At 48.8% G+C, this 24,252-nt stretch carries 22 protein-coding genes and 2 tRNA genes; 14 read left to right on the forward strand and 10 right to left on the reverse strand.

What is annotated here, in order from left to right:
• The first annotated feature begins 108 nt into the window (after positions 1–108).
• Positions 109–519, forward strand: a complete 411-nt coding sequence (locus Pyrde_RS10385) for a helix-turn-helix domain-containing protein (protein WP_180385529.1) — start codon at positions 109–111, stop codon at positions 517–519.
• Between the two features lie 133 nt (positions 520–652).
• Here Pyrde_RS10385 and speE read toward each other — a convergent pair whose 3' ends face one another.
• Positions 653–1,474: a polyamine aminopropyltransferase gene (gene speE, locus Pyrde_RS03065; RefSeq protein ID WP_476726659.1), complete on the reverse strand. Its 822-nt coding sequence runs from the start codon at positions 1,472–1,474 to the stop codon at positions 653–655.
• Positions 1,475–1,790: 316 nt separating this feature from the next.
• Here speE and Pyrde_RS03070 point away from each other — a divergent pair, with 316 nt between their 5' ends.
• Entirely contained in the window at positions 1,791–2,771 is a 981-nt protein-coding gene (locus Pyrde_RS03070; protein ID WP_055408093.1) for an aldo/keto reductase, read from the forward strand.
• A gap of 343 nt (positions 2,772–3,114) precedes the next feature.
• Here the strand turns inward: Pyrde_RS03070 and Pyrde_RS03075 are convergent.
• Positions 3,115–3,190 (reverse strand) — tRNA-Thr (locus tag Pyrde_RS03075).
• Between the two features lie 136 nt (positions 3,191–3,326).
• Between Pyrde_RS03075 and Pyrde_RS03080 the strand changes: the two genes are divergently transcribed.
• Positions 3,327–3,950 carry a YkgJ family cysteine cluster protein gene (locus Pyrde_RS03080; RefSeq protein WP_055408094.1) on the forward strand — a complete coding sequence of 208 codons (624 nt, stop codon included), beginning with the start codon at positions 3,327–3,329 and terminating at the stop codon, positions 3,948–3,950.
• A 74-nt stretch (positions 3,951–4,024) separates the two neighbouring features.
• Positions 4,025–4,759: a DUF357 domain-containing protein gene (locus Pyrde_RS03085; protein WP_082419437.1), complete on the forward strand. Its 735-nt coding sequence runs from the start codon at positions 4,025–4,027 to the stop codon at positions 4,757–4,759.
• A gap of 25 nt (positions 4,760–4,784) precedes the next feature.
• Here the strand turns inward: Pyrde_RS03085 and Pyrde_RS03090 are convergent, their stop codons facing one another.
• Both Pyrde_RS03090 and Pyrde_RS03095 read right to left on the reverse strand, forming a co-directional pair.
• Positions 4,785–5,411 carry a DUF1028 domain-containing protein gene (locus Pyrde_RS03090; protein WP_055408096.1) on the reverse strand — a complete coding sequence of 209 codons (627 nt, stop codon included), beginning with the start codon at positions 5,409–5,411 and terminating at the stop codon, positions 4,785–4,787.
• Positions 5,412–5,613: 202 nt separating this feature from the next.
• Complete coding sequence (locus Pyrde_RS03095) at positions 5,614–5,820, reverse strand: DUF5622 domain-containing protein (RefSeq protein WP_055408098.1); 207 nt, start codon at positions 5,818–5,820, stop codon at positions 5,614–5,616.
• Between the two features lie 99 nt (positions 5,821–5,919).
• Between Pyrde_RS03095 and Pyrde_RS03100 the strand changes: the two genes are divergently transcribed.
• From Pyrde_RS03100 to Pyrde_RS10600, 3 genes are all read left to right on the forward strand, one after another.
• Positions 5,920–6,567, forward strand: a complete 648-nt coding sequence (locus Pyrde_RS03100) for a cysteine hydrolase family protein (RefSeq protein WP_082419438.1) — start codon at positions 5,920–5,922, stop codon at positions 6,565–6,567.
• A 39-nt stretch (positions 6,568–6,606) separates the two neighbouring features.
• On the forward strand, positions 6,607–8,466 hold the full coding sequence (locus tag Pyrde_RS03105; RefSeq protein WP_055408101.1) for an ATP-dependent DNA helicase: 1,860 nt from the start codon (positions 6,607–6,609) through the stop codon (positions 8,464–8,466).
• Between the two features lie 321 nt (positions 8,467–8,787).
• Positions 8,788–8,961: a hypothetical protein gene (locus Pyrde_RS10600; protein ID WP_156327984.1), complete on the forward strand. Its 174-nt coding sequence runs from the start codon at positions 8,788–8,790 to the stop codon at positions 8,959–8,961.
• Between the two features lie 62 nt (positions 8,962–9,023).
• Here Pyrde_RS10600 and Pyrde_RS03110 read toward each other — a convergent pair whose 3' ends face one another.
• The 3 genes from Pyrde_RS03110 to Pyrde_RS03120 all read right to left on the reverse strand — a co-directional run bounded on the left by Pyrde_RS03110 (position 9,024) and on the right by Pyrde_RS03120 (position 13,632).
• Entirely contained in the window at positions 9,024–10,127 is a 1,104-nt protein-coding gene (locus Pyrde_RS03110; protein WP_055408103.1) for an ABC transporter ATP-binding protein, read from the reverse strand.
• A gap of 72 nt (positions 10,128–10,199) precedes the next feature.
• Positions 10,200–12,077: an ABC transporter permease gene (locus Pyrde_RS03115; RefSeq protein ID WP_055408105.1), complete on the reverse strand. Its 1,878-nt coding sequence runs from the start codon at positions 12,075–12,077 to the stop codon at positions 10,200–10,202.
• Positions 12,067–13,632 (reverse strand): ABC transporter substrate-binding protein, encoded by a 1,566-nt coding sequence (locus tag Pyrde_RS03120; protein WP_156327985.1) that lies wholly within the window; start codon positions 13,630–13,632, stop codon positions 12,067–12,069. Before Pyrde_RS03120 ends, Pyrde_RS03115 begins: the two co-directional genes overlap by 11 nt.
• 279 nt (positions 13,633–13,911) lie before the next feature.
• On the opposite strand from Pyrde_RS03120, the gene Pyrde_RS03125 reads away from it, so the two are divergent.
• Together Pyrde_RS03125 and Pyrde_RS03130 are read left to right on the forward strand one after the other, a co-directional pair.
• Positions 13,912–15,276: a hypothetical protein gene (locus Pyrde_RS03125; RefSeq protein WP_055408107.1), complete on the forward strand. Its 1,365-nt coding sequence runs from the start codon at positions 13,912–13,914 to the stop codon at positions 15,274–15,276.
• A 241-nt stretch (positions 15,277–15,517) separates the two neighbouring features.
• Complete coding sequence (locus Pyrde_RS03130; RefSeq protein ID WP_055408109.1) at positions 15,518–17,656, forward strand: metallophosphoesterase family protein; 2,139 nt, start codon at positions 15,518–15,520, stop codon at positions 17,654–17,656.
• On the opposite strand, the gene Pyrde_RS03135 is transcribed toward Pyrde_RS03130, so the two are convergent.
• Together Pyrde_RS03135 and Pyrde_RS03140 are read right to left on the reverse strand one after the other, a co-directional pair.
• Positions 17,653–18,108 (reverse strand): hypothetical protein, encoded by a 456-nt coding sequence (locus Pyrde_RS03135; protein ID WP_055408111.1) that lies wholly within the window; start codon positions 18,106–18,108, stop codon positions 17,653–17,655. The two genes, Pyrde_RS03130 and Pyrde_RS03135, sit on opposite strands and share 4 nt — an antisense overlap.
• Before the next feature lie 109 nt (positions 18,109–18,217).
• Entirely contained in the window at positions 18,218–18,682 is a 465-nt protein-coding gene (locus Pyrde_RS03140; RefSeq protein WP_055408113.1) for a hypothetical protein, read from the reverse strand.
• A 153-nt stretch (positions 18,683–18,835) separates the two neighbouring features.
• Here Pyrde_RS03140 and Pyrde_RS03145 point away from each other — a divergent pair, with 153 nt between their 5' ends.
• Both Pyrde_RS03145 and Pyrde_RS03150 read left to right on the forward strand, forming a co-directional pair.
• On the forward strand, positions 18,836–19,735 hold the full coding sequence (locus Pyrde_RS03145) for an RIO1 family regulatory kinase/ATPase domain-containing protein (RefSeq protein WP_055408115.1): 900 nt from the start codon (positions 18,836–18,838) through the stop codon (positions 19,733–19,735).
• A gap of 148 nt (positions 19,736–19,883) precedes the next feature.
• Complete coding sequence (locus Pyrde_RS03150) at positions 19,884–20,237, forward strand: ArsR/SmtB family transcription factor (protein ID WP_055408117.1); 354 nt, start codon at positions 19,884–19,886, stop codon at positions 20,235–20,237.
• 162 nt (positions 20,238–20,399) lie between these two features.
• Here Pyrde_RS03150 and Pyrde_RS03155 read toward each other — a convergent pair whose 3' ends face one another.
• Positions 20,400–20,978, reverse strand: coding sequence for a macro domain-containing protein (locus tag Pyrde_RS03155; RefSeq protein ID WP_055408119.1), 579 nt, complete (start codon positions 20,976–20,978; stop codon positions 20,400–20,402).
• Positions 20,979–21,172: 194 nt separating this feature from the next.
• On the opposite strand from Pyrde_RS03155, the gene Pyrde_RS03160 reads away from it, so the two are divergent.
• The 3 genes from Pyrde_RS03160 to Pyrde_RS03170 all read left to right on the forward strand — a co-directional run bounded on the left by Pyrde_RS03160 (position 21,173) and on the right by Pyrde_RS03170 (position 24,242).
• Positions 21,173–21,250, forward strand: a tRNA-Val gene (locus Pyrde_RS03160).
• Between the two features lie 240 nt (positions 21,251–21,490).
• Positions 21,491–22,786 (forward strand): S8 family peptidase, encoded by a 1,296-nt coding sequence (locus tag Pyrde_RS03165; RefSeq protein ID WP_055408121.1) that lies wholly within the window; start codon positions 21,491–21,493, stop codon positions 22,784–22,786.
• 406 nt (positions 22,787–23,192) lie between these two features.
• Complete coding sequence (locus Pyrde_RS03170; RefSeq protein ID WP_055408123.1) at positions 23,193–24,242, forward strand: PhoU domain-containing protein; 1,050 nt, start codon at positions 23,193–23,195, stop codon at positions 24,240–24,242.
• Positions 24,243–24,252 lie beyond the last annotated feature (10 nt).

Raw genomic sequence — 24,252 nt, forward strand, 5'->3', positions numbered from 1 at the left:
TAACTCCTAATATCTTTAACGGGCGTTAGTTAACGAGCGTTAAAGATATTAACTCTACCTTATTCTAAGACCTACAACAGGGTTCAAGTCCCTAGGAGGTGTATGCTTTTGCAGCCTCTAACCCGTTCAGGGGTAACTCCGTGGTATAAGGCTGAGACAGCAAGGCCTGTGGTCCGTGCAAACGCTGCTCGCCTCAAGTGTATTCTGAAGTGCGCCTTCTCTCTAAATGAAGAGGAGGCACAAGTACTTGCATATCTTGTAAGTCGCAGTCGCGGTGCAATCGCCAAAGACATTGCAGAAGCCCTGGATCGTAATCCCGAGGTTGTGCGTCGTGCACTCCGGAGTCTTCACTCGAAGTCCCTTGTAATCCGAAGACCGTACCCCCTGAGACGTGGCGGCAGAGCGTATCTCTATGAGGTGCCAGACAATATTGTAACTGCTCTGACAGAGATCTGTAGCAAGGTCAGCGAAGTAATAGAAATGATTAACAGTAATAGACGTGGTAATGAAGGGAGCTAGGTTTGTCGCCTTTTTCATCCATGGATAGCTCTTGTGCACTGATGTAGCGGTCTTGCTAGGTGAAGCTAGATCTTAACTATACTTGCTAAAATGATAGTTGTATAAAAGAATAAGGTACATCTAGGACTCTACATTATGATTGATTCAGAGTTATTCCAGCCATGCCTATCATGGCTATGTGTCTCAAGCCGTTGTAGAACCTTGTTTTCACGCTACGCTTTTGAAGCCTATTGTCTACTTCTTCTATAGATAAGTCCTCTACTCTGAATACATCAGATGCTATTATGAAGCTGTTTGTATATGCGAATGACGGCACCCATACAGCGTACTCTTTCACGAACTTAAACACGCTATTCATAGCATTATAGACCTTCTTGAAGGCCTCGGGGAATAGTGTCGAACAACCAGCCTGTGTCACGATAACACCTTTATCGTCTAAAACTTTCTTTATTAGCTCAAATGCATCTTTTGAGTAAAGTTGTGCAGCTATTTCCGAACCGTAAGGATCGGTCAAATCCATTATTATCACGTCGAATTTCTCTCCCTTTTCTGCCGCTTTTCTAACATACTCGAACCCGTCCATTATCATTACTTCGGCGCGCGGATCTTCAAAGGCACCTTGATGCCACTCTGGTAGGAGCTTCTTAGACACTTCAACAACTTCGCCGTCGATGTCAACCATTACTGCCCTTTCCACAGTGTTATGACGCAATACATCGCGGAGTGTAGCTCCTTCACCGCCGCCGAGTATTAGAACTCGTCTGGGCTCTGGATGTAGTATCATAGCAGGATGGACAAGTGCCTCGTGGTATATGTATTCATCGCTTTCAGTGCTCTGGATAAGTCCATCAAGTATAAGCGTCTTACCAAACCCCTTAAGTATGGCTATCATTATGTCCTGGTACTTTGATTTCGAGTGGTATAGTACATCCTCTACGGAGTAAATAGTACCCATAGGTCCACCGGGCTGATATAGTGATAGGCGAAATGTACCAAGCTCCACTGCTGAACCCCAGGCAGCAACGAGAAGAACCCGCTTCCGCATTAATACAGCTCGGCTCTTAGCATCCCGAGGAGACTGGCTGCAATCAATTGCGGTAGGTAGTATGATGAGGGCCTTTAGGACAGAGCAGGCGGCGATGAAGTAAGTACCCTCGGCTGATAAAAGTTGAATATATCATAGTTGCGAGAGATTAACAATAACAAGTGTGCTATACAGAAATTAGTATTTATCTCTTGAAAAGATTCCATTCCATACTTGGCTGATTGGCTTGGAGTATACTATTCTCGGTAAAACTGGAATAAAAATCTCTCGTGTGGGGCTTGGTGCATGGCAGTTTAGTGAAGCCTGGGGGCTCACTGACTATCGTGCTGCTAAGGCTGTTGTTGCTAGGGCTGTGGAGCTTGGCATAAACTTCTTCGATACTGCAATGGTGTATGGCATGGGGATGAGTGAGGTATTTCTAGGTCGTGCACTCCGCGAGATTGGAGTGAAGAGGGATCACATTGTTATCTCAACCAAGATTCCCGGTGAATTTCTCAATCCTATAGACATCTTCCGCTCGGTCGAGAAGAGCCTTCGCAACCTCGGAGTAGATTACATCGACGTGTTACTGGCACACTGGCCGCCCTGCTGGCACAACTTCCCAACATGCGAGTATGCCCGGGCAATGGAGCGCTTGGTATTGATGGGTAAGGTGCACTACCTGGGGCTGAGTGACTACCCAGTAGAGCTAGTGGAGGCATTCCGCAATTGCCTCTCGAGGATCGACATACAGATTCTCCAGGTACGCTACAACCTCGTGGAGAGGTGGGCCGAGAGAACACATGTCCCCTACGCTGAGAAATACAATATGACCGTGCAGGCCTGGAGCCCTATAGCCAAAGGTGCCTTGACGGGAAAATATGAGCCCGGTAAACTAGAGTTCCAGGATGTGCGTAGCCGCGATCCCATCTTCCATCCTGGGAACTATACACAAGTATGGAGTGTTGTACAATTGCTCCGCGAGATAGGCGAGAAATACGGCAAGAAGCCCGTTCAGGTAGCACTAAACTGGCTCATAACGACAAGCCCCGTTATAGTACCCATACCGGGTGCTAAGACACCAGAGCAGGTCGAAGAGCTTGCAGATAGTGTCGGCTGGAGGCTCTCCTACGAAGATTGGAGACGGTTGGACGAGGCAACAAGAAACTTGTCCATAAGCTACTCAGTAGTGTACGTCGAGAAGGATGTTAAGGTGGAGGAACATTGAGAATACACCTAGACGGGCCTCTACGTACAGTTAGGATCTTTTACCTGTCTCCAAGCACCTCATTGTGGAGCCAACATTCCAGTTAGGGTTGGGGTATCAAACAAAATCGTTAATGCATAAGCAGAAGGAACTCCGAGTCAGAATCTATAAACATTCATGGTACTAGGTGACCAGAGACTCGGCGGATCAAGCGATATGGTGCCTTGGATCCTAGCTGTAGCGACACCCAGCGAAACTACCAGTCTAGGTTACGTATCATGATGTGATGCGCCGACTCACTAGGTCTATGAGGCAGGATGTTTAGCGTTATTTGCCGCGGAGGTATAGAGAAGGGGTGATTAAATGGAGCCGCCGGCGGGATTTGAACCCGCGACCACCGGCTTACAAGGCCGGCGCTCTGCCCGCTGAGCTACGGCGGCGCGCTTCAGACTCTGCGGCTCCGTGAGGTACCTATCCCTGAGGAGCTGGGGTGTTTAACGGTTACGCCTCTGTATGCACCTCCCCTATAAGAGGGTGGCTTGTGTTGTGATTTTCCTCTAGGGTGCCTCCTAGGCGTTGAGCGGGCCTAACCTAGAGGAGCTTGAGGAGTATACTAGCCGCCTCATACCCGTAGAGCCTGGTGGTGTATTCAGGTTCCGCTGTACTAGGTGTGGGGGATGCTGCAGTGGTGGCCCCAATGTATCGTTGACGGTATTCGATGTTGTTCGTATGGCCCGTTTTCTACGTATTAGCTGGCGTGACTTCCTACGCGGCTATGTTAAAGTCATCATAGCTGATATTATTCCCCATATGCTTCTCCGCGGGGATGAGCGGGGTCGTTGTCTCTTCCTCGCGGAGAGACACGACGGGGTTAAGCTATGTGTAGTCTACCCTGCAAGACCTATGCGGTGCCGCCTCTACCCACTACTAGTTGAAGGGCTCATGCCGCGCCGCCTCTATCTTGACCCTAAGTCACCGGGTGTCGGCCAGGGGCCGGAGAGGAGAACACCATCAAGGCTAGTAGAGCAGTATATCTGGGAGCGGCGTGAACACTATCGAAGAATCAACCGCCTAGTGGTTGGAGAGGGTTATGAACCCTTAGAGGCTCTCTACCGTGCCCTAGAGGAGGCGTGGCTTGAGGCTGAACATGGTGCGGAATGGGCTGACCTCGACCGCCTTGCAGGACTAGGCACGGTTTAGCCTCTTGCCTGCTCACGAACGATAAAACTGGCCCTCTGGACATAGTGTAGGTCGCCTAGTGGTGTGGTGCAGACTTGGCTGACCTAGCATCAGTGCAGCCGAGAAGACGCGTAGAGGCCTACATACTCAACGTAGAGCTTGCTCTCGAAAAGCTCGGGGCAGCTAAGCAAAACCTAGACGCTAGAGCTTTGAAGCTAGTTGAGCTAGCTAAGAGGTATGTAGACGACGCACGTTACTATCTCGAAAAGGGTGACGTGTTTACTGCTCTAGCAGATATAGCTTATGCTGAGGGGCTTATTGATGCGCTACGCTGGTTAGGCCTTGTAGAGTTTGAATGGCAGCCTACTAGCAAGCTCCTTGAACGCCCCAAGGTTCTCGTAGCAGGTACGTTCGATATACTGCATCCGGGCCATATAGAGCTACTACGGCAAGCGTGGCTTCGTGGCAGGGTGTACGTGGTTGTGGCTAGAGACAAGACTGTTCGCAGATTCAAGAACCGCGACCCTATAGTTCCCGAGGAGCAGCGCCTAGAAGTAGTATCAGCGATTCGTTACGTGCATAAGGCGGTGCTGGGGAGTGAGAAAGATGTACTTGAACCAGTTAGGGCTATCAGACCCGACATAATACTCCTCGGTCCAGACCAGTGGGCTGACGAGAGCTGGCTCCAGGAGAGGTTGGAACAAGGGGGCATTACTCCACGTATAGAGCGGCTAAGGGAAAAGAAACAATGCAGTCTATGTAGCACAACAAGAATAGCATGCAAGGCAGTTGATATAGTAGAGTCGAGTGGTCTCTGCAAAGAAGGCTAAGAACCTTGCAGCCATAGCAAATGTGTTAGTAGCCCTCAGTGTAGAGAGCGTAGATCTTCCGTAACTCTTCAACTGGGTCTTTCGAATAGTCTACCCTGAGGTCGACCACACGGTCGTAATATGGCGCGTATTCTGTTTGTCCGACCACAATTATGGCTGCAGATCTATCACCTCTACGGTCGCCACCAGCCTTATGGCCGGCCTCTATGGCTGCGAGTAGCTTGTCTACAAGCCCGCCCTTGGCAGTTACAAAGGCCCGGACAGCTTCCTTACAGACCTCGGGGCCTCGGACGAGGTTAGCTATGCAGACGAGGGGCTCCTGGGGATGTATTATGTAGCCATGCCAGCTCGGAGACCATTCGCCGTCGTGTACAGCTATGTCGCCTCGATAATCTATTACCGCGACTTGGCGGTGTGCCGGGCTAGGATCTCTAGAAAGAGCTAGACGGAGAGCCTCCTCGGCGCTAGAGGCCTTAGAGAGAAGTTCGAGTATCATTGGGGCTAGGGCGGGATTCGTGTAGGCCTGGGTGGCTACAACGCCTACTCCATGCCTCCCCCATGGTACGCGTGACCCTACAGCTATGCTGCCAGATACGACTGCGACACCCGCCTGGCCTAGTAAAGGATCATAAGCTAGAATGCTATAAGTCAAGATATAATCCACCCATATGGGCGTAACAGTTGACCGGGAGGCCCCGACGTAGAGACTAGGATTAGACGAGCCAATATATGTGGGCTTAGCTGCAGCATTATAGAGAACTAGGCCTGGCCGCTAACAGACTTTAGAAATGTTTTAGACATGCAATAAGCTTAAACTCATGTCAGACCATGATATGCTATCAGTTCCAGCCGAGTTATACTTGGTAGAGCTGGCGTCTAACTTCTTCCGGTACCTCGTCCTCCTTTAGCACCGGGAAGGTTGCTGGTGGTTCTTTCCTCTTAGGCCCAACTACGACATACTTGGAGACATCGTCGTCTTTTCTGCTCTTCAGCACACGGACCTTAACGTACCATCCATCGTTGCGGAGCACATAGGCGTATTTGCCGTGCTTCCCGCCCATCTCTTCCTTGCACCCCGGGTCACAGCTCCAGAGGCCGGCTGGCTATAAGCCTTAGAGTTAGGCTTCCGGAGCTAGACTAGAGTATAGGGGTGAGGAGTAGTGGTTGGTAGGATTAGGGTAGAGGTCCCGGAGATACCGGTGAAGGAGGTAGTAGAACTTCCGGCAGACAAGACAGCCCTAATAATAGTCGATATGCAGAATGACTTCGTCAAACCTGGGGGCAAGCTCCGCGTCCCCGATGCAGAGAAGACTGTCCCTGCAATACGTCGCCTGCTAGAGCGGGCCCGCAGCCATCGGGTAATGACGATATTCACCAAGGATACCCACTATCCAGGTGATCCAGAGCACCGGATCTGGGGCGAACACGTCTTACGTGGAACATGGGGTTGGGAGATAATAGATGAGCTGAAGCCTATAGAAGGTGAAATAGTGGTAGAGAAGACAAGGTACGACGGGTTTTACGGTACACCGCTCGACGATCTTCTAAGGGTCTACGGGATAGAGCACCTCATCATAGTGGGTACTGTGGCTAATATCTGCGTCCTTCATACAGCTGGTAGTGCCGCGCTGAGATGGTACAAGATATACGTACCAATGGACGGTATTAGTGCTCTCAACGAGTTCGACTACTATGTAGCACTTCGCCAGATATCATTCCTATACCTGGGAACCATAGTGAAGAGTGTCGACGGCATAAGATTCGTCGGCGAGGGTCCCTGGCGGCGGGCACGGCAAAGTCAACCGTAACGATCCTAGAAAGCACCTAGAGGCTTCGCGGAGGTAGACATGGGGCTGAACAATCAACACGACTTCCCCTACACTACACCGAGGAAAGGGCAGCTTGAAGCAGCTAGAAGTGTAGCAGAGGCAGTACAGCGTGGCGAAGTATTCATACTGCATGCGCCTACAGGGTTTGGCAAGACATCGAGCATCATATATGGGCTCTTGCAAGCTAATGTTGATAGAGTGCTTTACGTTGTGAGGACTAGGAACGAAATACAGCCCGTGCTGCGCGAGCTAAAACGCTTCAATGCCGAAAAGTATAGCTTCCTATACAGTGCCCGGCGCATGTGCCCCCTACTATCTGGAGAGGATCTTAGCCACGAAGACTTCTGGGAGACGTGCCGACTCCTACGCCTCCGGGGTGAATGCAGTTATTTCAACATGATATCGGAGATGGAGGCACACAATGCAATAGAGGTTGTGAGAAGTGTAGACGGGATGCCCCAGAGGGCTGTAAAACTGTTAGCCGTCCAGGGATACTGTCCCTTCTTTGCGCTAAAGCTGGCTGCTTCTGAGGCACAGTTCATAGTAGCTACCTACCCGTACCTATTCAGGCCCGACATCTTTCAGGGCACATTTGAGCCGCTCGATTACAGTGACTTTGTAGTAGTCGTAGACGAAGCCCACTCACTGTTAAACATAAGCAGTCTACTTGAGGCGAGAATAACACTTGATAATATAAGGCGTTCAATAACCGAGATACAAGAATATGGCCTTCCAGAGGAAATGGAGAAGGCACTAGTAGCGCTAGGCTCCGAGATTAGCAGAAATAAGCCGATAGGTCAGAAACTACGCAGGATGGACAGACAAAAACTACTAGAAATACTCGGCGACCCCGAGGCATGGGCTGACGCGGCACAAGACGTGCGGATAGCTAAGATAAAGGAGCGGCTAGAAGAGGGGCAGCCTGTCAAGATTAGTGTCGCGCTTACCCGTGTAGCCCGTTTTGCAGAACTACTAGCAGTTGAGGGTACCGGGGCTTACACATTTACTAACAATGGGCGTGTGGGTGCTACGGTTCTCCCACTAGAGCCGTGTCTTGTCACACGAGAACCTCTAAACGAGTCTAAAGCAGCTGTACTGGCAAGTGGCACGCTACCCCCGTCATCGATGCTCCGGGACCTACTATGCATAAAGAAGAGTGTACGAGTCTATGACGTAGAACTCCTTCATGGTCCCGTATTTCCGCCTCAGAACCAATATGTCATAGTAGCAGCTGAGCTGACGTCAAAATACACTAGTCGGGGACGCGAAACCTATCAGCTCTATGCACGCTACATACTTGAGACCTACCGAAGTACGGTCAAGGCTGTACTAGTAGTCTATCCGAGCTACGAATTCATGCATAACATACTACGCAACATACAAGATATAGCAAGGTACGAGAAATTAAACATGATAGTTGAAGATAAGGCTACCAGTATAGAAGATGTAGTAGAGGAAATACAGAGACGTAGTCGACATATGCTTGTCAACGCTGTGGCCGGCGGAAAACTCACAGAAGGCATAGAAATAGTAGACGAGAATGGCAGAAGCCTAATTGGAGTAGTATTCATAGCTGGTGTACCGTATCCGCAGCCAGACGACTACCTTCAAGATCAATATCATGCTCTCCAGCAGCGCCTCGGAGAGAAAAATACCCGCAAACTGCTCTTAGACTATACAGCAGCCGTAAGAGCTAGGCAGGCTATAGGAAGAGCACGGAGAAGTACTGAAGATCGCGCAATAATAGTGCTCGGAGATAGCAGGTTCACGAGGAGGGTTCTTCGCGACTATCTAAGGATAAAGATAGACAAAATAGCATTCAATTTTGAGGAATATAGTAGTGTTCTTAGAAGCGCTGCAGAGGCTCTCGGTGTCTAGAATTCTCTGGGCAATACTGCACGAGACTTAAAACCGAGCCGAGTAAAGGAGTTGTACACGAGTGAACCCCGGTCCCCTGCAACACGACCCCGTGTCGTCGGGGATAGATGGGCAGGGGGCGGGTCACTCCCGGCCGCATCCACCTCTAACAAACATATCTCCGCCGCTAAGATGGATAGTACTCTTCACTTCATAGTGATTAGCCCAGCACACCTCATTGACGCATCCAGGAATGGGTTAGAATTAAAATCTAGAATGGAAGAGGGGTCTACAGACGGCTTGAGGAGCGCTCTAGGACGGGCCTAGGTAGAGGTGTGTGCCGTGTCGGCAGTTGACTTCGAGGGTATGGTGGCCGAAGCTCGTAAAAAACTCGAGGAGATGTTCCGCAACTATGTAAGTGAAATCGAGGAAGAAGCTAACCGTATCCTCTCCGAGAGGCTACGCCAGATAGAGCCTATAAAGAAGGAAATAATTGGGTCACTTAGATCCCTGTAACTCCTTTCGGCGGATTCAAGACTACTACAGTTATCAGCTACATTCGCTCTATTGGGTATTTTTCATGTCTGCTCCATAGCCTCTCGTACTATCTCCTCTTCTATAGGGTACGCGTGTATGTTCCGGAGTGGCACGTATACCTCTATCTCATTCCCCACGGCTGGCGGAGTTATATCGCTAGGAAGGTCTAGGAGTATTTCGTGCTTAACGCCTGAGAGTAGGAGTCGTACCTCTATGAATGGGCCTAGGTACATTGCTACTGTTACGCGTCCCCTTAGGGTCTCGTATTCGTGTAATGCTTGAGGCTTAGTTATGTGTGCACCCTCGGCCTTAACCACAATAGCTGCATCGTCGCCTCGCGATAGTCCGTGGTTTATGGCACGTATGACGGTATCGCCCACTCTTACTATTACCTCTCTGTTCGAGGCATCTTCAACCTTGCCCAATATGAGCGAGGTTCTTCCAAGGAATACTGCTGTGAAGAGTGTCTGTGGATTCAAGTAGAGATCCTCCGGTCGCCCAACTTGCTCTATACGGCCATCCCTCATAATGGCCATTCTGTCTGAGAGCGACATCGCCTCCTCCTGGTCATGAGTAACATATATCATTGTTATACCTAGTTGCTTCTGGAGTTTCTTGAGCTCGCCGCGTAGCTTGAGCCGTAGCTTAGCGTCTAGGTTGCTAAGTGGTTCGTCAAGGAGTAGTACTCTAGGCTGTACAGCTAGTGCTCTGGCCAACGCGACTCGTTGCTGCTGGCCGCCACTAAGTTGCCCGGGAAACCGGTTCTCTAGCCCCTCTAGGCCGAGCAGCTCAAGGACCCATTTTACACGCTTATCTATCTCGTTGCGTGGAAGCTTACGTAGCTTGAGCCCGAAAGCTATGTTCTCGTAGACGGTCATATGGGGCCATAGGGCCCAGTTCTGAAACACCATGATGGTGCCACGTTTATCTGGCGGCATATCGGTTACGTCTTCTCCTTCGAAGTATATTCTGCCTTCGTCTGGCGTCTCGAAGCCCGCGATAATCCTGAGAAGCGTGGTCTTTCCGCAGCCGCTTGGGCCTAGTATAGTGAAAAGCTCTCCCTTCTCAATCCCTAGGCTCACGCCCTTAAGGGCAACAGTCTTCCCGAAGCGCTTAACAACATCCCTGACATCTATGAATGGCAATTCGCCCCACCATCCCTACTCCTGTTGCCCTGTCGTGTACACATCTTAACTATGGTGTAAAAAGAGTAGGGCCTAGACGGTAACCAGAGCCTGGCCGCGGCGTGCCAGCCTCGACGCTATAGTAATGACAGCAGCCTCTATAGCCATCAGTATAACGGCCAGCGCAGCAGCCTTGGCATGGGGTTGTGTACCGCCAGCAACAACGGTAGCTTGTGTCGTAAGCTGGAGGATTGCAAAGGTTATCGGGCCTATGTGGTCTGGAGATATTATGCTGCCCCTCAGGCTGCCGAGAGTTATGCTAACACTCACCTCACTCAAGACGTAGATAGCACTCAGTAGAAGTCCAGCTATGATGCCTCGCCATACTAGTGGTAGCACTATTCTTCGGATTACACGGGCACGTCGTGCACCTAGACTCCTAGCAGCTTCTTCGAGCTCCTCTGGGGTCTGTATGACTGCTGTGAAGACGGAGCGTACGGTGAAAGGCAACTTTCTCATAATGTATGCTAACACCAGTACGTGGGCTGGAAAGAGCACTGGATCGAGGAATGTGCCGTGGAAGTATGTCGTGAAGAATACATAGTAGCTGAATGCCACAACTAGGCCGGGTACTGCTAGTGGCAGCGATGATAGTATGTCGAGGACGGAGGCGCCTGGAAGCCGTGCACGGGCAGTGGCATAGCCGGCCATGAAGCCTATTATGGCTATGAAGACCAATGCTTGGGCAACATACGTTAAGCTGTTATATATACTTCTCATTACGCCCTCCATTTCAGATAACGTGATGAAGTTGGCAAAGAAGCTGTCCATCGGTAGTGGCTCTGGGAGGGGCCCTATCCACTTCTTGCTAAATGCGAGTATGATGACGCCTATCTGTGGTGCTGCAGCTGTAACTATGATAGGCAAGACTACGAGGTAGGCTGACAAGAGTCCTTTTCGGCCTAGCTGGAGCCCACGGAAAGGTCTGGGAGCACCACGTGCCAGGCGGGCATAGTAGCGGAGGCTTAGATACCTCCTGACGACTATCAGGGGCAAGGTAGCGAAGACTAGCATCAAGAAGCTTAGCGCAGCTACAGCTGGGCGTGAAGCTTCGCTTCCAACACTCTGGAAGTACTGATATATCTGATAAGCCATTACTTTATGGAACCTGAATATTATTGGTGCGCCTACATCCTCGAGGCTGAGGATGAAGACGAGGGTAGAGCCTGCAAGCACGCCTGGCATTACGAGGGGAAGGATTATGTCCTTTATGAGCTTCCAGCCACGTGCACCTAGGTTAATGGCTTGCTCTACAAGTGTGGCATCAATAGCACCTAGAGCAGCCATGGTGTTAATATAGACGATTGGGTAGAACATTAGTATTTGCGCTAGGGCCACGCCTGCTTGCCCGCTAAACTCTATCATCACATCCTTACCTATGAGTGGCCTTGTTATCTCGCTTAGGATGTAAGAGAACGTGTTTAGTGTGAAACTTTTGCCAAAGTAACGCTGCATAACATAGGCATTGACAAATGGTGCGATTAATAGAGGTATATATGCTAGTATAGCGAAGAGTCTTCTGCCGGGGAATCGGTAGAATCCAATTAGTATGGCAGACGCCGAGCCTATGAGTGCAGCTATGAAGGTAACAAGTAATGCATTTACTACGCTATTCCCTATGACGCCTAGATCAAAACCATTTACTGAAATGCGTACTATATTTGGTAGATTCCTTACTGTTATAAAGTCGGCGAAAGCGTCTTTATCTAAGTTAATATAGTAACTTGATGTTAGCTCGCTGAAGTCCATTTTAGAGGCTTCAACTACCACTATGAAGAGTGGGGCTACGAATCCAAAAAGTATCGCGAAGAGCGGGATATAGAGTAGGAGCACGATTTCTATATCAGTCTTGGCTCTAGGAGCTATCCGCGATACTATACGCTTTAGGGATGGCGATGTGTTAGCCGCCAAGGGCCTTCAATACCTCCTCATACTTCTGCTTGGCGGCCTCACGCCAGGCATTCATGTAGGCTTCTTTAAGGTTTATGTGGTCTTTTAGAATCTTGTTGACTCGCAATGCATCATCTAGTGTGAATACTCTCTCCTCGCCGGTTACAGGGTCCTTGTACTTTACTATGTCTGTTAGCTTCTGTTTCAGCATGTTGAAGGTTGCTTCGTCTATCCTATGGTCTATGTAGTATGCTCGTAGTAGCTCTGCCCATGCTCTCTGTAGTATGTCGTGCTGGTCTACTAGTGTTGCTACAAAGTACAGCTGCATAGCGAACTCAGTCTCAAGAGCTAATGTATCATTGAACTCTATTACCTTGGCTTGCATTGCACGGTAGAAGGCTTCCTTGAGGTCCTGGCGTTTCTGGCCCTCTGGCGTCTCAAACACCTTGGGGTTAGCGGGAAGCCTGTTGATGTTGGGGTCAAGCCATATCTTCTGTCCCTCGGTGAGTATCCATGCTACGAAAGCTTCAGCGGCTTCTGGGTGCTTGGTAGACTTCACCACCGCTATTGGGTCGCCGTTTACTATAGTCTCGCCTTGTGGTAGTATGTACTTACACGCTGGATTGAGCCTTTCAGCAGTGTAGCCGTAGAAGTCTATAGTTATACCTACCATGACGTCGCCGTTTATTACATCGTCGCGAACAAGCGCACTGCCCTCCTCTATGCGTGCATTAGCGGCCATCAATGTTAGGACGCGCCAGCCTTCCTCCCAGCCGTACGCCTGCAGAATTATCTCGTATATTCTCGTATTGCTTGTACTCTGGAGTGGATTAGCTATAGCGAGGGCTGGCACACCGTAATTTACGAGAATTAGGCCAAGGTCGTCGCTGGCTAGACTCCGCCAGGAGTTGAGCTTGTTCACGTCAAAGCCTAGTTGCTGGGCTACCTCGGTGTTTACAGTGAATCCGAAGCTTGCTATCGCGGCCGCGATCCAGTATATCTTACCGTCATCACCTATCCTCTTCATGGGCATGCCGGCAAACTTGTCAGGAACCTGGCTAGCAGCCTCGAGTGCAAGCTTGGTCTCAAGTGGGCGTAGCAATCCCTTCATGTAGAGGTCGTCGAAGAGGGTCGGGCCACCACCCCATGCAACGTCTATACTCTGCTTCTCGATGTAGGTCGGCCAGAACCCGGCAGGTATCGGTAGGAACCTTACATTGGTTATACAGAAACGCTTGGCAATATCAGACTTCAGGAAGAGATCTTTGGCTTTCTCCTGGATGTCTGCTGGATGCCGTGTGAGTACTACAAGCTCTATATTCTCCTTGCACTCTGCCGGTTGCTCCGTGGCCTGCGTAGTTGTCGTTGTTGTTCTTGTAGTTGTTGTAGGTGTTGCCGACGTAGTCTTGGTCGCAGTAGTGGTTGTTGTAATAGCGGGTGTCGAGGACGTTGTTGTTTGCGACGGTGGAGTCGCAGTTTCTGTTGGCTGGGTTGTTGTTTCTCGGCTGGTGAGAAGGATTCCTGCTGCAGCTATTGCTAGGATTATAACAATGATAGCTACGAGGCGGGTGTTCACCCTCTTATCACCACCATTTAGATTGGTAGCCGGCTGCGGCAGTAAATGTAGCACTCGCTAAAAGCTCCCAGTCAATGTAAAGAGGAGCGGTAATGCTGTGACAGTAGTATAGTATGCGCTGTCATGCGGGCAATATATGGAGTAATGGAACCAGTATGGTGACTGTCTCTCCACCTCAAGGAGGTGGATTTAAATCCCTCATACCGGCTCTAGGCGACATGGGAATAGTGAACCTTCAACCGGTCATTAGAAGGCTAGGTACCGAGGTGGGTGTGTAATATGAAGAGGCTTCTCTCCCACATCCTGGTAGTAGGACTTCTAATAGCATCAGCGGTGTATCCCATTGCCCATGCAGCGCGTCTCGAACTACCAACCATACTCGTAGATCTGGCACACGGGCAACAGTATAACGGCGTCTGTGCTATGATGAGTGTAGTTCCCGATGCATACTGGATAATCCTCGTCAAGGATGAGCAGCAAGCACAGCAGCTGCCAGAGTGTATCAAGAACAAGGCATACGATATAGTAGTTGGTGACTTGACAGCCCTGGGCAGCGGTCCATCAATAGACATGGTGATAATAGGTCAACCTGTAGACCCGCTCACCGATGCTGAGAAGGAAGCTGTGGCAAACTGGTTCGGTAGCAAAGATGCACGCGCCCTCTGGTGTGCCACTGACAGTGACTACCCGGCACAGGGGGGCAATCTCGAGCTAGCACAACACATATGCAATGACCTCCTAGACTACCTAGCCCAGAAGGGCTTTGACGTAAAGCTGCGCAGCGACTACGTAAGCATCGAGGACACTAAGAGTAACGCTGGCCGCTCTTACCGTGTAATAGCCCTAGTAGAGCCAGCACCACGCTACGACGCAGAACTACTAGCCCTAGGAGCCGAGAAAGTGCTGATGCACGGACCCGGTGCAGTAGCATGGGTCGACGAGAACGGTGACTGGCACAAGGTAACAGACCCAAACACACCTGAGACAATCATACCAATACTCGTCACAACCGAGAATGGTAAGGTGGTAGAGCATCAGCCCAAGAACCCCGGCGAGCCAGGCGAGTTTGGCTACGCACACCAGGCGGGCGAGACAGGGAAATTCGTCATAATGGCGGCAGAGATTGTTAAGACAGAGAGCGGAGACAAAGTAGTAATAGTAAGTGGTGAGTCTCCATACTTCGGTTACCAGTCCCTAGTGACATACTCCTACAAGGGTATACCACTAGACGGCCCGAGGTTCTTCCGCAACCTAATACTGTGGGCTACGAAGAACTATAGCGAGCTAAAGACGTTCAAGAGTCAGATGGAGGCTATAAAACAAGCTGAGAGTGCTGCACAGCAGGCAGCAAAGCAGGCCGAGGAAGCTAAACAAGCAGCGGAGCAGGCTGCCGCAGAGGCTAAGAGCTATGTAGACTCGAAACTAGGCGAAGTACAGAAGTTAGTAAACGAGGTGCTCCAGCAGAACATTAACCAGATAGTGGATCAGATAAAGACATACGTAGATCAAAAGGTGAGTAATGCAGTTAACGCTGCTAACGCGGCTGAGGCGTCTGCCTCCAGCGCCAAGACCTTCGCCATGGGTGGCCTAGTACTCGGCATAATAGCGCTACTAGCAGCCGCCCTAGCTCTACGCAAAGGCTAGATAGCCAGGTTGATACCTTAGCAGCCACACATTACTTCAAGTTTTTTGGTTACCCTCTCGCCTGCTTGATCTAGGCCCGGTTCTGCTTTAACATCCTATGGGAAAATTTTGGCTAAAGGTTGTCAGTTTTGATTACACTAAACTATTATTGTGAATCTCATCTAGGGTAAATAGTGTAGCAACTTGCTACATATACGCTGGATTGACTTTATGAAGCCCTATCATAAGGTTAGCTACAACGGTGCAGAGCGTGGGTATCGCTGCCAGGAGAGTAATGGCAACACTCTTAATAGTGTACTTACTAGCTGTATCCTTTATAGCTCCACTAGTCTCTGCTGAGCAGGCCGAAAAGGTTGTAGAGATAACGATACCTGCAATAGAACAGAAAGCCGAGTACAAGCCAGGCCTAATAATTATGCCGAAGATAAGTAGGCCGTATTTTGTCGAACCGGGCAGATCGTTCACGCTGATAGTAAGTAAGCCACTAGGCATTCAGAAAATTATGATAGACAATGGTTATGGAGGATCCTATGAGTGTGAGTATAACAAGCTCAGCGATACCGTATTCGCCGTAAAAGTCCCTGACAGCGCTGAACAAGGTCTCTATGACCTAATAATATATACAAGTGAATATACAAGTGAAGGCATCTATGGTGAGCCCAACTCAATATATGTTGGTAATGCTAGCTCGTTCGAGAAGCTGAACATAGTTCATGTAACAGATCGTCACTTCGGCGTAATAAACCCCAACGGAAGAAAGGCATCTAACTACGACCTGGCAGTAAACTTTGTAGTACTAGGGCTTCCAGAGAACACTATCATAGTTGACAGCGGTGACCTCGCCGATACAGCGCGCGATAGCGAATATACGGAAAGCCTCTTAGTAGACTCGCTACTCAACAAGCCGGTCGTAGGTGTGCCAGGCAATCATGACCACGTAGGTGGCTCTACAAATTACGAGGCATACCGTGGACCATTCAATTATACTTTAGATATATTCGGGCTCTACCGTATAGTAGGTATTGACAGTGGCGGTGACGGCTACATTACACAGAGCCAGGCGTCATGGGCAAAGAACATTCTAACCTCTACAGAGGAGCCCATAAAGATACTCATCTTCCATCATCCGCACTTCACACACATGTTTGGCGACATACCTTTCCAATTCAATGTGTCGAGCAGCGAAGATCTATTCAAACTATTAACTAGCAAGAAGCCAAACAGCAAGTACACCTACATATATAGCAGCTGGCTAACCAACGAGGAAGCACTCAAGACACTAGTAGATGGAATGCTCAATGCCAAAGCAGAAGCAGTACTTGTATTCTCCGGGCACGTACACCTGGACTCCTACGCTGTAGTAACCAGGCCCGACGGCTCAAAGATACACTACATAGTGACAGTAACCACGGCCGGAAGCGTAAGACCCGGAGACTACCACGGATTCCGAATAGTCACCGTAGATCCATCAGGAAAGGTAGAGTTCCACGGTGATGGCGACTACTGGACACGCCACGCCAGCTTCAACGTGGACAAGATACATGCGAGTTATGTAGAGACCAAGAACGCTGTCACAGCTACACTGAGGATAGATGACAGCAAGATAACAGAGTATATGGAGAAAACAGTCGTAGCGCTGCATGTGCCAAGCCAGTGGCTGGGCAAGACCGTGAAATTGTACATGAAGGGCCTAGACTCCTACAAGCTACGCTGTACAGCTCTAGGCTGTATACTCTATGCATTTGCCAAGGAGAAGCCAGTACAGGGCTTTGAGTACCAGGCGACACTGTTCACAAAGCCTGACGAGAAACCGCCAGTGCTAGAACTCGTGAAAATGACTCCATCGTCACCGCGTCAAGGCCGGCAGTTAGTGCTAAGCTTCAAGGTAGGCGACGATTCATGGGGCATCAAGGAGACATATGCCAAGATCGAATATGATGGGCAAGAGATAGTAATCAAGCCGATGATAGTTGGCAATGATATGCGTATAGTGGTGCCTCCTCTCAAAGCGACGGAGGCGAAAATAACAGTTGTAGTAATCGACGCTTCAGGAAAGGAGACTGTCTTCACAAAGACAATAGAGTACAAGACTACTACAATAACTACGGCTGTAACCACCCCAACTACGGTCGCTGAAAGCGAGACGCCTACAACGACTGCGGCTGAGACATATGCTGAAACATCTACACAGCAATCAGAGACGACTACCCCAGAGAAGCCATCAGGGTTTAGCATAACATTGACAGTGCCAAAGTTACAAATCGAGGAAACAACATCAGCCGCAAAGCCGGCCGCTCCAGTAGATAACACAGGACTCATAGTGGCAGCAGTAGTAGTGATCTCGCTCGCAGCTTTCGCTCTAATAATAACAAGACGTTAGCATATCCTAAAGGCGTATGGAGGTCCTGCCTTCAAGTATTTTTTAAACAAGTATTCATTGCTTAAATGAAGCTCCACTATATTAGGCACTCCGAGAATTCTGTACGGATTATCCCCTAGAACAGTCTTTAAAATGTCGAGCACAAGTGTTTCTGCTATAGTTTCGATTCTTTCTATGTTGATCTCGGTTGGACACTCTAGTACCAGGTCTATATCTTTGTCCCCAAGGCCAGTACTGGGCTCGCCGCCGTGGATGTCAAGAAAGTATACATGGCAACTGGTATGCTTGCATATGCAGTCAGAGAGGACGCGTGCAATAAGACGTTTTGAACGTTGCCACTCCATGGTTTTCCAAAGGACGCCGTTTTTTCTTCTTTGAAGCGTGTTGCGTATTGCAACAGAGACTCGTTCAAGTCCGTGAAAGATGCATGTGTGGAGTTCATCTACATTCATGGAGCTAACTCTCCCTAGCTAATTGGTGTTACAGCTACAGGGATATCAGAATGCCGAATATAGGTATATGGGGAGAGTAATGTTCGAGTTCTTGGGTTATTTATCAGGGTTAAATCCGGCTATCCCCGTTAATGAGTTGAATTGCATAGTATAGTCTGGTTTTTGAGCCATAAACTCCACGTTCAATTGTGTGTATTTCGAAAAGGTTTGGACTGCTAGTATATGCATGGAAGTTCAAGCCTGCTAACTCTGCAAGCTTTGTAAGTAACGACTCTATAGTCTCCTCAACTTCCTCCATGTCAATGCTCTTTATATCATCTCGTAATGCTATGAGTAAATCTATATCGCGTCCCACATGTGAGTCTGAGAGTTCTATATAGTATATGGCTTCTATTAATCCTGGCAAAAGCTTGTTTATACAATTAGCTGCTATGCTGGCAGCACGGCGCTTGAAGAGAGCCCATTCTGTTAGGAAGGAGTCTCGTGGCGAATTCAGACGCGGAAGACTGCTCTTAAGTCTAGTGAATAATGTTATACACTCCTCTACCTCCGGATCAAACACTGCAAGTTTCATCCCACTAGTGCCCCGCTAGTTAACTACTAGCCAGTCCCTAATATAGGAGAGTGTTTTGGCTCAACTATGCGGGTCAAACTTCGAGGGCTGGGGCTCTGCCCCTAGAAAAAGTCTTGAGGTATGTTGCCAGAAATGTGAGGGTGTAGACAAGACATGGTGTTGTTAGCGCTAACCTACAAGAAGCTAGTAGGCCGGGATTTCCGTGTACTCTCAGTGATAGAGAGGGAGATGCCAAGATACGAGTATGTGCCGATAGAAGTTATTGAGAGAAGGCTGCGTATGCCGTCGAGCCATGTGGCTATGAGTCTGCAGAAATTGAACCAGCTAAAGCTAGTGAGGAGACGTCTAGGCGACTACGTCGGGTATAGGTTAACCTACATGGGGTTGGATATGCTTGCACTCCACTCTCTTGTCGAACGCGGCATACTTCATGCTCTTGGCGACAAGCTTGGTGTGGGAAAGGAGAGCGATGTATACTCGGGGTTGACTCCAAGCGGTACTAGGGTTATAGTAAAGTTTCATCGTGTGGGGAGAACAAGCTTCCAGAAGATAGTAAGGGTCCGACACTACGCGGCGGACAAGCCATACTCGTCGTGGCTACAACTAGCCAAGCTAGCTGGACAGCGCGAATTCAGAGCTCTTGACGAGCTGTACCGAGCCGGAGCACTAGTTCCCAAGCCCCTAGGCTATAGTCGCCATGCAGTTGTGACAGACTATATTGAGGGTGTTGAGTTATACATGTACAAGGACGCCATGGACCCCGAGTCTATGCTTAGAGATATAATTGATACACTCCGAAAAGCATACCTGGACGTAGGAATAGTCCATGGTGATCTAAGCGAATATAATATACTTGTAGTAATAGAGGATGATAGGGAACGTCCCTATATAATAGACTGGCCTCAGTATGTCGAGAAAGAGCACCCCTCGGCTGAGCAACTTCTGCGTAGAGACATAGAGTATGTCGTCAGATTCTTTAGGAAAAGGTATGGCGTCGAAGCGGATGTCGAGAAACTTATCAAATACGTTAGGGGCGAGATAGAGAATGTTTGAATTATTCTAGTGAATATAAGCAAATGTGAGCCTATATTTGTAAAAGCCACTACTGTGTAACCCGAAAATATACGTAAGTAATTGCTTATCGTTGAAGCGAAGCCCTAAAAAGTGCAGGAGAGCTAGGTTACGAGCATGGGTGGCGCGAATGGCTTCAACAGAGCAGAGCGGAGTAAAGAATTCTACCGAAGTAACTCGGGAAGGTATTATCGAGAAGGATGGTGTTCTCATTGTTTCAGGAGAGGAGTATATCTATAGAGTATGTAGTGCTTTAGCGAGTCCAACACGTATAAAGATATTGTCAGAACTTTTGAAGAGGGAAGCGGACATAGGGGAGATAGCAGAGATGATAAACCAGAGTAAAGCGAATGCTTCAACACAAGTGCGTAGACTTGAGGAGATAGGCCTGGTACGCTCGGAGTACAAGCCGGGCGTTAGGGGCGTAAGGAAGGTAGTGAAAACTACTGTAAAAGAAATACGCATAATACTAGAGCCAAGTTAAGCCAAGTTGAAAAGAGTAAAGACAGAAGCTGCAAAGAGATTTAGCTTACGTATATTTTGTAATATAGGGCTCCTTTTAGAATGTGTGGAAAATGCTAACAGTATGTTGGTGGCTAAGTCGTTTTCATAATGCGATTGTAGATAGTGGTTTGAGTTTAGATACTCATGAGTCTTTGCAGCTTGTCATCCTAGATCGCTCAATAACATCGAGGAATTGTCTTAAGTCTCTGTCGTTATAGGCCACAAATATTACTCTCTTTGGTGTGTTGGCTGACTTCCAATGTTCATCAAGAGCTTCAAGCATTGCAGCCAGGCTATCCTTGGCGTTGAGGCCGCCGACGCCCGCACCCATGGCTGGAAAAGCTAAGCATTCAATATCCTTCTCAGCAGCTAATGCTAGGGCTGCAGTAGCAGCCTTTCTCACTTTGCTTGTAGTAGTCCTCATGGCGGGTCTTTCCATTGTTGGGGCGTGGATGATGATCTTTATCCTCGGCTCTAGTTTGCCGGCTCCAGTAGCTATCGCTTCTCCTACGGGTACTGGTGCATGTTTTCGGGCTTCCTCCTCTACCTCTTTCCCAGCTACTCTTCGGAGAGCACCTGCTACGCCTCCTCCCATGAACATGAGACTGTTGGCCGGGTTCACCACAGCATCGCATTCTATGGTTGTTATATCGCCCTTAGCTATTACTATTTCACGATTTCCGCAGCTAATCTTCTTTACCACTTCTACTTCGGCTACCATGGTACAGACACCATACCAACTATTATATTACTGTACATAGAGGCTATAACTTTGAGTACGCGGTGTAGATAATGCTATAGTATTTTCATATACTTCTTGTGTATATCTATTGAACTTATTCTGCAGAAGGTAGCGTGAAGCTTTATAACGCCCTCATATCTTCTGCCCAACTAATACATGGAGCTACTAGGGCTGGGCCCGTCGTCTAGCCTGGTTAGGACGCCGCCCTGACACGGCGGAGGTCCGGGGTTCAAATCCCCGCGGGCCCACCACTTCTTGTCTCGCTTCTACTCTATTCCTTGTCCCACACGACCTTGCCGTAAGAGTATCTCTTTGTCTATTCTCCATGTTGATGTGGAGTTATATTTTGACATGATAACTGGTGTTGGCTAGTCTATGAACTTCATGGCATAAGAACTGCTTAATATGTCAAGTAATAATGAAATAGATTTTTATATTGGACCACATTAAGCCCACTCGACCAGAAACCCTAAACAATGGGGTGGGGTTGAATGTTTAGGCAGTTGAAGCCAGGCACAGTGCTGGCGATCGGTATTGTACTACTTATGCTTGTACAGATTGTGCCAGTGATGGCAGCACCTGCACCTAGTAGTTATCGTGTAATAATAGGTTATAGCGGAGATCCTAGCCAAGCGAAGCTTGCTGCCAAGGCTGCTGGCTTCAAGATACTACGTGAGCTTGATGCCTTCAACGCAATAGTAGTTGAAGTAAAGGGGGTAAGCCCCGGTGATGCGGTCGAGAAAGCTCGTAAAGGCTTTGAGCAACATGCTAAAGTTCGCGGGATCGGTATCCGGTATGTTGAACCGGATCGCAAGCTCTATGCCTTTGCACTGAGCGACAGCCCAGACATACAATGGGACATATTCATGGTGAATGCGCCCACAGTCTGGGATACATATTACCCCTATGTAGGCGATTATGCGCTAGGCTATGGTGTGCAAGTAGCAGTACTAGACACTGGTATAGACTATACTCACCCAGAGCTTTACGGCAAGGTAGTCTGGTGTGTTAACACAGCCGATTACCCATGGATAGTGGTAAGCAGTAATCCATGGTACTGTCGTGACGTGAATGGACATGGAACCCATGTGGCAGGTACGATAGCTGCAGCGCTAGACGGTACTGGAGTGGCTGGAGTAGCACCAGCAGTGACGCTCTACGCGATTAAAGTACTGAGCAATAGTGGTAGCGGCTATATAAGTGATATAGCCTATGGTATATACTACGCTGTGGCTGGTCCTGACGGTGTAGTAGGCACCTGGGACGACGCCGAAGTCCTAAGCATGAGTCTTGGAGGACCAACAGACGATCCGCTGCTAAGCGACGCGACTTATTGGGCATATCAGAACGGCGCGATAATAGTAGCGGCTGCTGGTAACGAAGGCGACGGCGATCCTACAACTGATGAAGTGGCTTACCCTGCTAAGTATCCCTGGGTAATAGCAGTAGCAGCCGTAGATGCTAACGGTGATAGCCCAACATGGAGTAGTGAAGGCCCGGAGGTTGATGTCGCGGCACCTGGTGTAGACATACTAAGCACATATCCACGTGGCGACTACGCTGTGCTAAGTGGTACGAGCATGGCCACACCGCATGTAAGCGGCGTTGTAGCGCTCATTCAAGCCCTCCGTATAGCCTCGGGCAAGGCGCCGCTAACATTCGAGGAAGTCTACGATGCACTGACAACGACTGCAATAGACCTTGGACCGGCAGGTTTCGATAACTTCACAGGGTACGGTCTAGTAGATGCATACGCAGCTGTAAACTATGCACTGCAGCTACCTTAATGAAGTAGATTCGTCCTATAAGAAACTCTACCTATACGATCATTAGTTTTTTACCTTCTTTTTAGCAATCTCTATATTGGTGTGTTATTGTTCTCCCACTATACTATCTCCTTCGGCTTAGTATCCCGGTCACTTCAGGGCAGTGCTTTTTGATGATAATAGACGAGTAAAACCCTTACGTTAAGCTGTGAATACCGGTCAAGGCATGCTCCTTGATAGTAGAGTTTTAGTGTCCGACCTGCGTCTGCTATGCCTAGTCACGGGGTTGTTAATCGAACCCCGCTGATGCTATGAAGTGATGAGGGGCTGAGCAGGAAGCCCTCCCGTTCGGTGGAGGGGATGCTCCTAGAGCCCCGCATTAATTATTCTGGCTAGTTGCTCTATTGTTGTCGAGGGCTACTAAGTCTTGAGGGAGAGAAGACGTATACAGCTTACAGGTGGTGGATCCTACATAGTAACTCTGCCCAAGGAGTGGGTGCAGCTCCATAACCTTGGTAAGGGCTCGGAAGTGTCAATAATTCTTGAACCTGATGGTTCGCTTCGTATAGAGCCTGTAAGTAGTGCGAGGGAACAACGAAGATCAATAATTGCTAAGATAAAGGCTGAGCCTCAGTGGGACTTCTGGCGTATAGCTAGAAGAGTTATATCCTACTATATCGCGGGTGCCGATATAATAGAGGTCATCTTTAGCTCGACGTCTAGTTCCCAGATTGCAAGGCAGCTTAGGGAGTTTATAGCCAGCAGACTCATAGGTGTTGAGGTGGTTGAAGAATCGTCGTCATCGATAGTCTTCCAGGTTATAGCTGATATGGCAAGTCTTCCCCTCGAGGTGTCGATAAAGAGGCTAATTAAGGCTGTTGGATTTATGCTTGAAGATGTAATAGATGGGCTCCGACGCGGGGCCCGCGATATACTAGCTGAAGTTGATGAAAGAGATGACGTAGTAGATAAATTCTACATGTTTATATCTAGACAACTTGTAAGTGTTTTGGCGGGTTATAAGTCACCAAGCGAGATAGGATTGGATAACCTGGCAGATGCTAGTCTCATAATGACTGCTGCTAAGCACCTAGAAAGAGCAGGTGATCACGCAACTAACATAGCTTCGGCGGCAATTGAACTCCTGGATATGGGCGTGGGATTCAATGTAGAATGTCTAATGGGAATACCGGAGCATTTGAGGGAGATCCTCGACCACTATAGGCTTGCTACATCAACCTTTTTAAATCCTAATCCACCACGTGCAGATGAGGGTATAGAGGAGGGTATTAAGCTCAAAAAGAAGAACGATGATATACTAAAATCTATCACATGTGAACGTGACCCAGCATCGATGCTGCTCATTCGTAGAGTCATGGAGAGTAGTAGAAGAATAATAGATTACAATATAGATTTGTTAGAATTAGCCTTAAATCGTTCCACGTTGCATGAGTTGCTGAAGGAGAATCCCGGGTAGCGTAGGACAT

The sequence above is a fragment of the Pyrodictium delaneyi genome (assembly GCF_001412615.1).
Taxonomy (GTDB): Archaea; Thermoproteota; Thermoprotei_A; order Sulfolobales; family Pyrodictiaceae; genus Pyrodictium; species Pyrodictium delaneyi.

Bases quoted from the DNA above. Each gene is read 5' to 3' on its own strand.
- Pyrde_RS03135 (WP_055408111.1), bottom strand. From the start codon at position 18,108: ATGAATGTAGATGAACTCCACACATGCATCTTTCACGGACTTGAACGA.
- Pyrde_RS03125 (WP_055408107.1), top strand. From the start codon at position 13,912: ATGAAGAGGCTTCTCTCCCACATCCTGGTAGTAGGACTTCTAATAGCA.
- Pyrde_RS03105 (WP_055408101.1), top strand. From the start codon at position 6,607: ATGGGGCTGAACAATCAACACGACTTCCCCTACACTACACCGAGGAAA.
- Pyrde_RS03165 (WP_055408121.1), top strand. From the start codon at position 21,491: ATGTTTAGGCAGTTGAAGCCAGGCACAGTGCTGGCGATCGGTATTGTA.
- speE (WP_476726659.1), bottom strand. From the start codon at position 1,474: ATGGGTACTATTTACTCCGTAGAGGATGTACTATACCACTCGAAATCA.
- Pyrde_RS03150 (WP_055408117.1), top strand. From the start codon at position 19,884: ATGGCTTCAACAGAGCAGAGCGGAGTAAAGAATTCTACCGAAGTAACT.
- Pyrde_RS03145 (WP_055408115.1), top strand. From the start codon at position 18,836: ATGGTGTTGTTAGCGCTAACCTACAAGAAGCTAGTAGGCCGGGATTTC.
- Pyrde_RS03095 (WP_055408098.1), bottom strand. From the start codon at position 5,820: ATGGGCGGGAAGCACGGCAAATACGCCTATGTGCTCCGCAACGATGGA.
- Pyrde_RS03155 (WP_055408119.1), bottom strand. From the start codon at position 20,978: ATGGTAGCCGAAGTAGAAGTGGTAAAGAAGATTAGCTGCGGAAATCGT.
- Pyrde_RS03140 (WP_055408113.1), bottom strand. From the start codon at position 18,682: ATGAAACTTGCAGTGTTTGATCCGGAGGTAGAGGAGTGTATAACATTA.